Annotated in this window: 11 protein-coding genes; 8 read left to right on the plus strand and 3 right to left on the minus strand. The window is 35.9% G+C overall.

All coding sequences use genetic code 11. The features are described from left to right. Positions 1-62: 62 nt before the first annotated feature. On the minus strand, positions 63-4,520 hold the full coding sequence (locus MTF67_RS04610; RefSeq protein ID WP_248518844.1) for an EAL domain-containing protein: 4,458 nt from the start codon (positions 4,518-4,520) through the stop codon (positions 63-65). Positions 4,521-4,729: 209 nt separating this feature from the next. On the opposite strand from MTF67_RS04610, the gene MTF67_RS04615 reads away from it, so the two are divergent. The 4 genes from MTF67_RS04615 to MTF67_RS04630 all read left to right on the plus strand — a co-directional run bounded on the left by MTF67_RS04615 (position 4,730) and on the right by MTF67_RS04630 (position 7,992). Then, a complete protein-coding gene (locus MTF67_RS04615) occupies positions 4,730-5,281 on the plus strand; it encodes an isochorismatase family protein (RefSeq protein WP_006791626.1) in 552 nt (183 codons plus the stop codon). A 132-nt stretch (positions 5,282-5,413) separates the two neighbouring features. Beyond that, the gene (locus tag MTF67_RS04620; protein WP_248518845.1) at positions 5,414-6,880 is read left to right on the plus strand and encodes a methyl-accepting chemotaxis protein; all 1,467 of its coding nucleotides are present in this window, start codon (positions 5,414-5,416) and stop codon (positions 6,878-6,880) included. Next, the gene (locus MTF67_RS04625; protein ID WP_052242890.1) at positions 6,846-7,388 is read left to right on the plus strand and encodes a DUF6436 domain-containing protein; all 543 of its coding nucleotides are present in this window, start codon (positions 6,846-6,848) and stop codon (positions 7,386-7,388) included. Before MTF67_RS04620 ends, MTF67_RS04625 begins: the two co-directional genes overlap by 35 nt. Positions 7,389-7,797: 409 nt before the next feature. Continuing rightward, positions 7,798-7,992, plus strand: a complete 195-nt coding sequence (locus tag MTF67_RS04630; RefSeq protein WP_006791629.1) for a (2Fe-2S)-binding protein — start codon at positions 7,798-7,800, stop codon at positions 7,990-7,992. 68 nt (positions 7,993-8,060) lie between these two features. On the opposite strand, the gene bfr (MTF67_RS04635) is transcribed toward MTF67_RS04630, so the two are convergent. Both bfr (MTF67_RS04635) and bfr (MTF67_RS04640) read right to left on the minus strand, forming a co-directional pair. Continuing rightward, positions 8,061-8,525 (minus strand): bacterioferritin, encoded by a 465-nt coding sequence (gene bfr, locus MTF67_RS04635; RefSeq protein WP_006791630.1) that lies wholly within the window; start codon positions 8,523-8,525, stop codon positions 8,061-8,063. 14 nt (positions 8,526-8,539) lie between these two features. Beyond that, positions 8,540-9,010 carry a bacterioferritin gene (bfr, locus tag MTF67_RS04640; RefSeq protein WP_006791631.1) on the minus strand — a complete coding sequence of 157 codons (471 nt, stop codon included), beginning with the start codon at positions 9,008-9,010 and terminating at the stop codon, positions 8,540-8,542. Positions 9,011-9,460: 450 nt separating this feature from the next. On the opposite strand from bfr (MTF67_RS04640), the gene MTF67_RS04645 reads away from it, so the two are divergent. The 4 genes from MTF67_RS04645 (at position 9,461) to MTF67_RS04660 (ending at position 12,726) form a co-directional block, all read left to right on the plus strand. Continuing rightward, positions 9,461-9,943 carry a GNAT family N-acetyltransferase gene (locus tag MTF67_RS04645; RefSeq protein ID WP_006791632.1) on the plus strand — a complete coding sequence of 161 codons (483 nt, stop codon included), beginning with the start codon at positions 9,461-9,463 and terminating at the stop codon, positions 9,941-9,943. A 77-nt stretch (positions 9,944-10,020) separates the two neighbouring features. Continuing rightward, entirely contained in the window at positions 10,021-11,376 is a 1,356-nt protein-coding gene (locus MTF67_RS04650; protein WP_248518846.1) for an AlkA N-terminal domain-containing protein, read from the plus strand. Further along, positions 11,373-11,843 (plus strand): methylated-DNA--[protein]-cysteine S-methyltransferase, encoded by a 471-nt coding sequence (locus MTF67_RS04655; RefSeq protein WP_248518847.1) that lies wholly within the window; start codon positions 11,373-11,375, stop codon positions 11,841-11,843. Before MTF67_RS04650 ends, MTF67_RS04655 begins: the two co-directional genes overlap by 4 nt. Before the next feature lie 190 nt (positions 11,844-12,033). After that, a complete protein-coding gene (locus MTF67_RS04660; protein WP_248518848.1) occupies positions 12,034-12,726 on the plus strand; it encodes a transporter substrate-binding domain-containing protein in 693 nt (230 codons plus the stop codon). Positions 12,727-12,774: the final 48 nt, after the last annotated feature.

The following is a 12,774-nucleotide window of genomic DNA, read 5'->3' on the forward strand; positions in this document are numbered from 1 at the left end:
CCCACAAAGGTCATTATAACTGTGTGTTAGTGGATGGGGGTTCTAATGCCTTGCTAGTTGCTTCAAATAAGCTCAATAATTTTTCTAAAACAACTATTTTCATTAAGTGCTTCGGCGCTCATTGGTTTTGCAAAGTAATAACCTTGAAGCACATGGCAACCAGCGTTAACTAAAAACTCCATTTGGTCACGATTTTCAACGCCTTCAGCAATACAATATAAGTTTAAATTTTCAGCTAAAGAAATAATAGTTTTAATAATTGACTCGTCTCCTTTGTCCTCACCAATACTATTTACAAAACTTTGATCTATCTTTATGACGTTAATTGGGAATTGGCTCAAGTAAGTCAGCGATGAATAGCCTGTACCAAAGTCATCAAGCAATAATTTAAATCCTGCTGCTTTTAATTTTTGTAACTGCTTAGCAGCTTTCAGTTTATCTTCAAGCAATATAGTCTCTGTAATTTCGAGCCTCAGTTGCTTTGGCAGAATACCCGCGTCTGCTAGTATGCATTGTAAACGTTCGGTTATGTTCTCCTTTAAAATATGTTTTGGTGATAGGTTTAAGGAAATATAAAATAATGGATTGTCATTCAGTAGTGGCGCTAATTCAATAAGTGCGCGTTTAAGGGCTAACTCAGTTAAGCGCTCGATTAAACCGGTTTCTTCTGAAATTGGAATAAACACTGCGGGTGAAACAAATTGCTCTTTGTTTTTCCAGCGCATTAGTAGCTCTACACCATTTATTGTTCTTGCTTCAATATCAACAATTGGCTGATAATGATTAAAAAATAAGTCGGCTTTTACTGCATCTTTTAAATCATTTTCGAGCATTAGCTTTTGTTTTATTTGTTCGTTCATTTCATCGCTAAAGAAGCTAAAACCATTCCTGCCATTTTGCTTTGCTTGCATCATAGCGACGTCTGCGTTACGAATTAAAATGTCGGTTGTTATTGCATCAAATGGGTACAAAGCAACGCCTATACTGGCAGAAATATTAATCGCAAAGTCTTCAATCATCACTTTATTTGCTAATTCTTTACTAATTAGCATAACTGTTTCTTTTAATGAGTCCTGAGATTCTACATTTTTAATAAGAACTAAAAACTCATCTCCACTTTGGCGGCCAAGCTGTGCATTTTCGTTAAGAATATTACTCACCCGTTCAGTAATATTACAAAGAAGCTTGTCACCTACAGCATGACCAAAAGAGTCATTTACTGGCTTAAACTTATCTAAATCTATAAATAAGAGTGCGCAATGTGTATTTGAACTTTCGGCTTGTTTAATGGCTTCCTCAATTTCTTGATACATTAAACTACGATTTGGCAGTTTTGTTAGTGCGTCGTAATTGGCTAAATAACGCAGCTCATTTTCAGCTCTTTTTTGCTCTGTTAGGTCAGAAATAACAATTACATAGTAGCTTACTTCTGTTGTACTTTTTGCTACAGCAGTCACATTAATATGCACTGGGTGCTTACTGCTTTTAGCTGTTTTTATTAACGTATCAATATGCCAGTTTTCAGTTGGTTGCAATTTTTTAAGTATTTTTGCGAACTCTTTACAGTTTTCTTTACCAATAGACTTTATAAATAGTTTCGGGCTAATATTTGTAAATTCCTCTGAATCAGAGAACGTTCTTATAAAACTATTATTTGCTGAAAATGGCATTAAATGATCGTCTAAAATCAGTAACCAATCGTTTATTTGGCTAAATGCTTCACCTAGTATTTTGGCTTGTTCTTCATTGGCACGCTGCTCTGTAATATTGGTATAAATACCAGATACATACAAAGGTTTGCCTGTTTGAGTGTCAAAAATTATTTGGCCAGTGTCTTGATACCACAACCACTGCCCATTTTTATGGCGGAGACGATATGTTAATTGCCAATTTTTATTTTTACTTTTTTTGCTTATAAAGCCTTGCCATTTGGTTTCAAATCGACGCTTATCGTCAGGGTGTATAATAGAATAAAACAGCTCTATCGATACTCGTTCTTCAAGGTTCTCATAACCCAGTTCTATGCCGCGTAAGGTATTTACAGAACCATCTTTAAATCGAAAATCCCATATTCCACTTTTATTATTTTTAAGAGCGAGCTCTGTTTGTTTTTTCGAATTTATAGTGTCTGTATGCGCTTGTTGAATAACATTTTGGCGGTTACGGTATTGCCAGAAAAATAAAGCGAAGAGGCTTAACATAACTATAATATAGGTGAATATCGCAAAGGGTGACTTCCAAGGAGCATAGGCTACATTCATGCTCAGCTTAACTGGTTGGGCTTTAATTACACCATCTTTAAAATGAGCGTTGATAGTGAGGGAGTAGCTTCCTGGTTGAAGTTTAGTAAAAAACACCTGATTTGATTTTAAGTTGTCATAGGTAAGTGATGTTGGGCCATCAAGAACCACATCATATAACGTTTTATTTGTATCTGGGTAAGAAAAGTCAGAAAAGCTTACCGTTAACCCCATATCATCATGACTCAATTTGAGTGGTTGATTACTGTATGCAAGAGGTGAAAAAGGTAATTCTCTTGTCAATAGACTGACATCTGTAATTGCTAACTTATGTTTTTTAGTTGTTGCTTTTGTATTGAAATCAGCAGGATTAAAAAGCAGCGCGCCAGCATTACTACCTAATATTATGTGCCCATTATTCAATTTTCTTTGTGTGTAGTCTGTAAATTTATTGGTGCTTAAACCATCTTTCACAGAAAAACTTGTAACATTAAGTGTGTTGAGGTTTACCTTGTAGAGCCCATTCTCAGAGCTTGCCCACAGGTAATCATTTTCATCAGGCACTAAAGACAAAATTGAATTTGAATTTAAAGAACTTTTAAGCCCCAGAGAATGTTTACGTTCATAGCTTTGTGGGTCTATGCCAATTAAGCCTTCAAAAGTAGTTGCAAGCCATAAAACATTTCTTTTTAAGTCAAGGTAATAACTATCTACAGTGTAATAGATGTCGTCTCTATTCTTTGATGACTGAAATATTTGGGTTAAGCTTTGTGTTGACTCGTTATACCTATATAGGCTGTTGGTCATACTAATTAAAAGTTCATTTGGGTGTGTTTCTATTGGCGGAAGGAACACATAAGCATATACCGGGTCTAGAAAGTTTTTAAGTCCTTTAACAACCCTTATATCACCCGTTTTTTCGTTAAATAGGTAAAAGTTTTTGTCACTTGCAAATGCATATTGATGAGTGCCAATTTTGGCAAAACCAAAAACAGTTGGTTGAGTAAGTAAATCGTTATTAGTACTTAAATTTGATACTAATTGCTTACTACTTTTATCAAACAATTCAAACCCATTGTATGTAGACAGCCATAAATATTGGTTGTTTCCAAGGGAGGAAGCAAAAATATCATAGACTGCTGACGAACCAAACACTGCTTTTGCGTCAGTTGAGTTTAAAAAAGTACGCGTAGTTTTTGTTTTAGGGTTGTATTGAGCTAGGCCATCGTTTGTGCCAAACCATATAGTATTATCTTCGTCTTCGTGAATTTTGTTTATCGTATTATTGACGGGCAACTTAATATTTTTAAATCGTCTTGTATTAATGGGCCACGTGAATACCCCTTGGCTTCTTGATGATAACCAAAGTACTCCTGTTTGGCTTATTGTTAAATCGTCAATTGAGTTATCGTTTATATTAAATTTACTTTTTTCATAATTTAAAATGAACTCTATTTCGCCGTTTACCCGGCTAAAACTATATAACCCTTTTTCTGTTGCTACAAACTCACCCTGGTCAGAATTAATGTAATCCCAGATATTAAGATCGGGAATAAGCGTCGTTATTTTAGAACTGAGTACAAGGTTATCTTCTGAAAATGCGAATTTATAAAGCCCTTCTACCGTGCCAACTAGAAGGCCAAGCTCTTTATCTACCTGCAAAAACTTTACATTAATGTTGTCTATTGTTGTTTTTTCGGCAGGGTGAAGTGGTATTTCTGTAAGCTGATTACTTACAAGGTTGAACTTATATAGCCCATTATTGGCACCAATGAAAAGTGTATTATTGTGTAGTGTTAAAGCGCGAATAAACGAAGTTTTTTCAGCTAAAGCGGCTGTTTGTGTAAAAGCTCCAGTGACTTTGTTGTAAGTGACTATTTGGTTATCAATTGCTAAGTAATAAAGTTCGTTTTTTTCAGCCATTGCTTCAACAGGTGAATAAATCTGTTTTTCTTTATCGAGTTGACCAGAGTAAATTTTTTCTGTTTTAAGGGTTAGTGGGTCTATTAGGTATGCCCCAGCTATATCAGTAGAAACAAGTAACTTACCGTCTTGTGTTTTTAACACCGTAGAAATATAGTGTTTGTCTAACTCAAAACCACCGTCGAATGTTTCAACGTTATAGCCATCAAACCTATTTAGTCCTTGTTGCGTAGCAATCCAAATGTAGCCAATCTCATCTTCTTGTATTTTTACAACGTAATTTTGTGAGAGGCCTTCATCGGTAGAAAGGCGTTGTAACTGTTGGGCATAATTTTGCGATGCAAATGCATTGGTCATACACAACATTATCAATAAAACAAAAAGGGATAATTTACTTATTGGCACTGATGACCGATCTCCAAACATGTATTGCTTTGTAAAGCTAAGTGTTAAATATAGCACAACTTTTATTTTTTTTTACAAATAAAATACTGGGTAAAACAATGTAAATTTAATGCAATGAACTAATGTTTATTATTATTTAAGAGCTTTAGGGAGGTCTTAAAATGGTTTTAACAAACATACAAGCTAAAGATAGTCTTTTACTGATCATAGATATTCAAGAGCGACTTTCCCCCATGATTAGTGATTTTCAAAGTCTTTTAAAAAATACACTAAAATTAGCGCAGGCATCTTGTGTGCACGATATACCAACACTTATCTCAGAGCAGTACGTCCAAGGATTAGGAGAAACCGACAACAAAATTAAATCTGTTTTACCGCGTGCTTCGTATTTTAGTAAGGTGCATTTTAGTGCTTGTGAAGAAGCTGGCTTCTTAGATAAGTTAATTAGTTTTAACAAAAAAACGATTGTTGTAGTGGGCACTGAGGCGCACGTGTGTGTTTTACAAACGTGTATTGATTTATTAAAAAATGGATTTGAAGTGGTTTTAGTAATAGATGCAATAGGCTCTCGTAATGCTGAGCATAAAAGTATCGCAATAGAACAGCTAAAGCTTGGCGGAGCGGTAATTTCATGTGCAGAAATTATTATATTTCAATGGACAAAAACTGCAGCTACGCCTACGTTTAAGAAAATATTACCTATAATTAAATAGGTTAGTTGTATATAGTGTAAATTAAATGTTTATTAATATTAAATTTTAAATCATTCATTGATAATATTGGTACTATTTGGTTGTATTTGTACTAAGCTAAATGTATTAGTAAAATTAAAAGTTAGGGTCTTTATGTCTAGTGTTAGCCGTTTATTAACAGTAATTTTTGTCATCTTATTCGTCGAATCTATAGGATTAGGCCTTTATTTTGGTACGTTAACTCAAGCATTTATAGTCGGTTTGCCGTTGTGTTTATTACCAATATGGCTACTTAAAACTCAAGAAAATAACCCTATTACACCCCACATAGTCGCTGCTGCAATTATGATGTTTTCTTTTCTGCATATACAGCAAGCATTTGGCTTAATTGAAGTGCATTTTGAAATTTTTATATTAATGCCTATTTTAATTGTTTTTGTTCAGTGGCGCGTTTTTATTACAGCTATATTGTTTGTCGCGGTCCATCACCTTTCTTTCTACTACTTACAAACCCAAAATACGGGCTTTTATGTTTTTGACCCTGATAGGCTTGCTTTTAGCACTGTGATTATTCATGCAGCTTATGCAATAGTTGAAGTGCTTGTTGTAGGTTACATAGCAATTACTTTAGAGAGAGAGCGCCGGGCTGGAACATCACTTAGCTCAGCAACTGAGCAAATCATGGAAAACTCTGAGCACATTAAATTATCTCTTAGAGCCGATTACACGCAAAGTGAAGCCGTTGTTGGTTTTAACACCTTGCTCGATTACTTATCGGACGTTATTAAACAAGTTAAAACTCAATCGTATTCTCTAAAAACCAATTCCGGTGAATTAATTCAAGTTCATGATCAACTAGCGAATGGTGCACAGCAGCGAACTCAGCAAACAGATGATATAGCTAATTCGGGTGCTCAAGTTGCGCATGGTTTCAAATTAGTAGAGCAAGAAAGCGAAGTGTTGAAAACACAAGTAGATAGCATCACACAATCTGCTAAAGGGGCTTTAGACGACGTATTGCAGACCGATAGTAAAAGCAGAGAGCTACTGAATTTGTTAAATCATACAGAAGAGCAAATTAATCAACTCGTTGCTGCCGGCGATGTCATCTCAAGCTTATTAAACGAAATATCTGGGATTGCTGAGCAAACAAATTTACTTGCGCTTAACGCAGCCATTGAAGCCGCCAGGGCTGGCGAGCACGGAAGGGGCTTTGCAGTTGTAGCGGATGAAGTACGATCATTGGCAAACCATAGTAAAGCAACTACAGACAAGATAGGCCTGACTCTTAAAGACCTTGTTACAAATAGTAAAACATCTACTCAATCAATGACTCAGTGCGTGAGCTTTGTTGTTGATTTAACTGAAATAAGCACTGCAATGAAAGAGAATATTTCAGCAATGAGTGAACAGATAAAAGCGGTGTCGAGTAGTACTAGTTCGGTTGCACAAGTTGTTTCAGAGCAAGCTGGTAATACAGAACAAATTGCTAATAGCACAGACCAAATGCGCCAAAACCAGTACGAAGATTCCAATATTGTTAAGCAGCTCACCGACAAAGTACAGTTAATCGACGTCAGTATTGATGTACTTGAGCAATCAATTGCTAAATTTAAGTAACGATCACCTTTTAAAGTTTATAATATTAGCCTGGTTAGGATTCGTTATATCAGGCTTAGTTTATTTTCAGGTTGGCCAGCTAAAATCGTTTGATAGTGACCGAGTACTATTACAGGATGGTTGGTTTTTAAGTTTTAAAAAGCAGCTAGGGTTGAATACGCAAATACACGAGGCATCTTTAGTTCTTGTCATAGAGCAAAACTGTGGTTGCGCGAAGCAGGCTAAAGCACATATTACCGCACTAAAACGGTTTGCTGACGAAAAAGGCTTTAATATTATCGAGCATCCTTATTCAGCTGAGTTACATCATGTTATTCCAGCTACGCCAGCCGCTGTAATTATTGATAAGAATGGCGAGTTTGTTTATGCGGGGCCATTATCCGAAGGATTGGCTTGCTCACAGGGCAGTGGTTTTGTAGAAACGGCTATGACTAACTTAGTTGCTGGGTTTAACTCAAAATTACTCGTAGCAGATACTAAAGGCTGTTATTGCAAAAATAGGGTTTAGCTTCAGGGGGCCGCTTCCTTAAAGTAAATTTGTTGAGTGTTAAATCACACTCTATTTTTTCAAAAAGAGCCTAACTGAGTAGTCAGTAGTTTTATGCAAGTGATTTATATTTGTGTTAGTGCACACTTTTGAGTGAAAGTTTTATTAGTCACTCTCAAATAAACTAATCTATATTCACTAATTATTAGATTTTAATGATCAATCTATTAATTTGGATCAATGGCGATACTAAATCAAATTGACAAAAGATTAGGGGAACAATGAATTACCAATTTTTGTATGAAAGGTTACCCTAAAGTTATAATTGGGTTTAAAAATAAAATTCAAATAATGCTCTAAAAATTATTGATAACTATTACTATTTAGATTAATATAACTATATCGAAAGTAATTAGAGTGGTTTGTAATCATGTACATTTGTCTATGTCACGGTGTGACAGATAAAAAAATTGAACAAACAATTGATGATGGTGCAACAACTATGCGTGAGTTGGCAAAAGAGCTTAATGTCGGCAGCCAATGCGGAAAATGCTGTGGTTGTACTAAGAAGATTTTGAATCGCAAGCTGATTCAAATTGCAGACATAACAGATCAAGTCGCTTAATTATTTTAAAAAATATTACATAAAAAAAGCAGCCATATGGCTGCTTTTTTTATGCTTATAACGTGTTGTTAAAGTTGAGATTGAAGATAGTTTTCTATACCTACATTCTCAATAAGCTGTTGTTGTGTTTCTAGCCAGTCCATTTGCTCTTCTTGCTCGTTTAAAATATGGTCGAGTGCTTCTCGGCTAATGTAGTCTTTTTTACTTTCAGCTAATTTAACCGCAGCGCGAAGTTCGTCTATAGTATCAAGCTCAAAGCTCATGTTAGCGGCGATCATTTCTTCGCTGTTTTCACCAATGCGTAAACGGCCTAAGTCTTGTAGGTTTGGTAAACCCTCTAAAAATAAAATACGCTCAATTAAACGATCGGCGTTTTTCATTTTTTGAATTGACACTTTGTAGTCTGCTTTATCAAGCTGGCTAAAACCAAAGTCTTTAAACATACGTGCATGTAAAAAGTATTGATTAATTCCGACAAGTTCATTAGCAAGTACGCTATTTAACGCTTTAATTACCTCTAAGTCGCCTTTCATAACTTTAGCTCCTGCTAACCCATTTGAGATTGATGGTAATTTTCTGAGCCAATTTTTTCAATTAGGCCAAGTTGTTGTTCTAACCAGTAAACATGATCTTCTTCTGTATCGAACAATAGTTTTTGGAGTATTGCACGAGATTGGTAGTCTTGCTGTTCTTCACAGATGGCAATTACATCTTTTACGCAGGCAACAACTTCTAGTTCGAGTGTTAAATCATTTTGCATCATGCTTTTAACATCGTTTCCAATAAGCAAATCACGACGCTTGGTAAGGTTTGGGACACCTTCTAAAAATAAAATACGTTTGATTAACCAGTCAGCATGGTCTTTTTCTTCTTCCATTTCATGATTAAGGCGCTCATAAAGTTTATTTAAACCCCAATCATCATACATGCGAGAGTGTATAAAATACTGATCGATTGCAGCTAACTCGTTGGCGAGTAGCGCATTAAATGCGTCGATTACTTTTTGATTACCTTTCATGATATGTCACCATAGCTTTGTTAATTATGGCTAGTGTAGTGTAAAACCAAGTAATTGCAAGTTTTCTCTATAAAAATCATTGTGTTACTATTGGTTTTGATTCTTATTTAAGTTTGCATTGTTGCTTGCTTTATAGGCTCTCTGCGTTTTGGGCGCATAATCAATTTTTGCTTGAATAAGAGTAGCTTAAATATATTTAAAACAGCTTAGGTAATACGGGTGTCGTAATTAACTTTATAGCGCTGAACTCAGGTGCAAAAAATAGCAAACCACATTAATAGTTTTTAATTCAATTATATTTTTTGTTTATTAATCAATTAAGCTAATTAATGTATGACATACTAAAACACACATTAATTTCATGGTGTGTAATACATTATCAGCACCATAAATACTTACTGAACACATATTTTAATTTAACAATAGTGCAGCACACTTAGGGTCACTACTATGAGCAAGTCAATTATAATTCGCGATGCGAAGCCAAGCGATGCCAAAATTATCTTAAATTTTATTACAGAGCTTGCGATATATGAAAAAGAGCCAGATGCGGTCAAAACAAATGAGCATGCTATTTTAGATACATTATTTAGCGAAGGCGCCACAGCGCACAGTATTATATGTTTAGATGGCGATGAACCTATAGGCTTTGCAGTTTATTTTTACAATTATTCTACTTGGCTAGGTAAAAACGGTTTGTATCTTGAAGATTTATACGTAAGTCCAGATAGCCGTGGTAAAGGTGCTGGTAAAGCCATAATGAAGCATTTAGCTAATAAGGCGTTGAGCAATAATTGTGGTCGTTTTGAGTGGGTTGTTTTGGATTGGAATAAGCCTGCAATAGATTTTTATGACAGTATAGGTGCAAAGCCCCAAACTGAATGGATTATTTATCGTTTAACGGGTCAAGAGTTAATAGATTTTGCTAAATAGTAAAGTTCCGATTGTGGCTAGCAATGGTTAAAAATTTATTTAAACTTTGTGCTGGTCACTCATTAAAAGAGCTATTTATGATTTCATCTTACTGGCAAAAAGCACGTCAAAGTCGCGATCACCGATTTGATGGTCTTTTTTATGTTGCGGTAAAAAGTACGGGTATTTACTGCAGGCCTATTTGTCCAGCGCCTACTGCGCTTGAAAAAAATGTTATTTATTATGAGTTTGCTCATAATGCAGCGCAAGACGGTTTTAGGCCTTGCATTCGTTGTAGGCCTGACAGTGCACCGGGAAGTGCGGCTTGGCAAGGGGTCAAAACAACCGCTTTGAGGGCAAAGCAGCTCATTGACCAATACGATGAACATGATTGCGAAAAGTTAGCTGAAAGGTTAGGAGTGAGTAGCCGATATTTAAGACGTTTGTTTAAACAACATTTTGGTTTGTCGCTTACGCAATATCGTTTATTTAAGCAATGTCATTTTGCAAAAAAGCTGATACAAGAAACGCATTTATCGCTAACCGACATTGCATACGCGGCAGGTTTTAAAAGTACAAGGCGATTTAACGATGCTTTTTTCAAACAATTAAATATGACACCATCAGCACTGCGTCAAAATACCAAAATTCAAAGTACGTCACTTACCTTAACCCTTCCTTTTAGGCCTCCTTATAATTGGCTTGCTTTACGCTCGTTTATAGAAAAACGTTTAATTAAACCTGTTGAATGGATTTCGGAAAATAGCTACGGGCGTACGTTTTCAAATACGCTTTATAAAGGATGTTTCACTGCCGAATTTATCGAAAGTAAACATCACTTTAAAGTAAAGGTAGAGATAGACGACACGCAATATTTGCAAACAGTTATAAATAACATACGGCGGGTTCTAGACTTAGATGCTGATATTAATTTAATAGAAACTCATTTAAATACAAACATAAACAATGCATTCACACTGTGTAACGGACTTAGGTTGCCAGGTATTTGGTCAGAGTTTGAGGCTGGTATTAGGGCTGTGCTAGGACAACAAGTAAGCGTAGCCGCAGCGCATAGCTTAGTCACTAAACTAGTTGATGAGCTCGGAGAAAAAGACGTAAACCATGTGTATTTTCCGAGTGCCGAACAGGTAGCACAAAGCAGCTTTCATTTTTTTAAAATGCCACAAGCGCGCAAAAATGCGCTACATAATTTAGCTTTGTTTTGCACCAATAACCCTGGCAATAGTGACTTAGATTTATGGCTTGACTTAAAAGGAATAGGCCCATGGACTGTGAACTATGCAAAATTAAGAGGGCAAAGCCAACCCGATATATTACTTGATGGTGATTTAGGAATTAAAAAAGCACAAGCTGCGGCTAGTTCGTTTAACAGTGAAAAGTGCACTCCATTTCGTTCCTATTTAACGTTTCAACTTTGGCAGCAACTATCATGATTATTCAAACATACATAACAAGTCCCATAGACAATATAATAATTCAAGCAACTGAAAAAGGGGTGAGTTACGTTGGCTTTTATCCGCTTGAAACCTACCCACATGTGCCTCTTGCTAAAGTAACTAATGAGCCTATATTGAGCTGTGCGCTGCAATTAAAAGAGTATTTTAATAAAAAGCGTAAAACATTTAATGTTCCATTGGATACTAAAGGGACTGAATTTCAAAAAAGTGTATGGAACGCACTTCTGGATGTCCCTTACGGTAAAACAAATACGTATGGGGATATTGCTCACGCATTAAATAACCCAAAAGCGGTAAGAGCGGTGGGGGCAGCTAACGGTAAAAACCCAATTAGCATTATCGTGCCTTGTCATAGAATTATTGGCGCAAATGCAACGCTCACAGGATACGCTGGTGGACTCGAAAGAAAACGCTGGCTTTTACAACACGAAGGGGTTTTGTGAATTAGTAGTCGTAAGCTTTGTGTCATATATTATAAAGGCTACACTATAAAAAATACTCGAATAAAAAATAGCCATGCAAGTTAATACATTATCTTATATATTTATCTTTTTATGTATCTTACCGATTAATGGCGCAAACGCCGCTGCTAAAAGGTTACTTTTTTGCTATGAAGACAAGGAAATTGCGCCAATGTTTTTAGGTGCAGGGCAAGAGATCCCGACTCAAAGGCCCGGAGCTTCGGCAGACGTACTCCGGCTATTAGATGATGCGGTTGATGGCGTTGATATTGAGTTTGTAAGAAAACCTTGGCGAAGGTGCTTGAAGGATCTTGAATCAAATAAAGTAAATGCAGTTATTGCTAGCTTCAGAGAAGGCAGAGAGCGAATAGCCGTTTACCCAATGGATGAAAATGCAAAACCTAATGCCCAGTTTGCTATTAGCAGGTTTGGCAGCTGCTTGTTAGGTCGTGATAAATTTCGATCGCAATGGCAATCACGCGATAAGTTTAATACCAAAACATTTACAATTGCTGTGCCAAGCGGTTATGGCTTGAGCGCTGTTTTAAAAAAAGAACCTCTTTTTGTTCACGAGACGGTGTCAAAAGAAAGTGCATTTGAGCTACTTAACAAAGGGGTTGTGGACTCAAGCATAGATATTTGCCAAGTTAATAAAATTAAAACGTCTAGTTACCCTTATAGTGACACCGATGTAAAAGCACTATTTCCCCCATACGAATTTACGCTTGGTTATTTAGTTTTTTCGCATCAATTTTATGAAAATCATCCGACGCTTAGTCATAAAATGTGGCAGTGGGTTAGTGAATTTGATTCGGCTCCTATCTACATTGATTATTTAAATTCTGCCAAACAACCTCAAAACTAATACTTTAAACCATAAGCTTATTTGGCGTTTGAAATTGGTATTCAGTGC

The sequence above is a fragment of the Pseudoalteromonas sp. 2CM32C genome, from assembly GCF_023161925.1.
Taxonomy (GTDB): domain Bacteria; phylum Pseudomonadota; class Gammaproteobacteria; order Enterobacterales; family Alteromonadaceae; genus Pseudoalteromonas; species Pseudoalteromonas marina.

Excerpts from the sequence above, each read along its gene's own strand:
- bfr (WP_006791631.1), bottom strand. The coding sequence starts at position 9,010 with ATGAAAGGTAATCAAAAAGTAATCGACGCATTTAATGCGCTACTCGCC.
- MTF67_RS04650 (WP_248518846.1), top strand. The coding sequence starts at position 10,021 with ATGATTTCATCTTACTGGCAAAAAGCACGTCAAAGTCGCGATCACCGA.
- MTF67_RS04645 (WP_006791632.1), top strand. The coding sequence starts at position 9,461 with ATGAGCAAGTCAATTATAATTCGCGATGCGAAGCCAAGCGATGCCAAA.
- MTF67_RS04620 (WP_248518845.1), top strand. The coding sequence starts at position 5,414 with ATGTCTAGTGTTAGCCGTTTATTAACAGTAATTTTTGTCATCTTATTC.
- MTF67_RS04660 (WP_248518848.1), top strand. The coding sequence starts at position 12,034 with ATGTTTTTAGGTGCAGGGCAAGAGATCCCGACTCAAAGGCCCGGAGCT.
- MTF67_RS04610 (WP_248518844.1), bottom strand. The coding sequence starts at position 4,520 with ATGACCAATGCATTTGCATCGCAAAATTATGCCCAACAGTTACAACGC.
- MTF67_RS04655 (WP_248518847.1), top strand. The coding sequence starts at position 11,373 with ATGATTATTCAAACATACATAACAAGTCCCATAGACAATATAATAATT.
- bfr (WP_006791630.1), bottom strand. The coding sequence starts at position 8,525 with ATGAAAGGCGACTTAGAGGTAATTAAAGCGTTAAATAGCGTACTTGCT.
- MTF67_RS04615 (WP_006791626.1), top strand. The coding sequence starts at position 4,730 with ATGGTTTTAACAAACATACAAGCTAAAGATAGTCTTTTACTGATCATA.
- MTF67_RS04630 (WP_006791629.1), top strand. The coding sequence starts at position 7,798 with ATGTACATTTGTCTATGTCACGGTGTGACAGATAAAAAAATTGAACAA.
- MTF67_RS04625 (WP_052242890.1), top strand. The coding sequence starts at position 6,846 with ATGTACTTGAGCAATCAATTGCTAAATTTAAGTAACGATCACCTTTTA.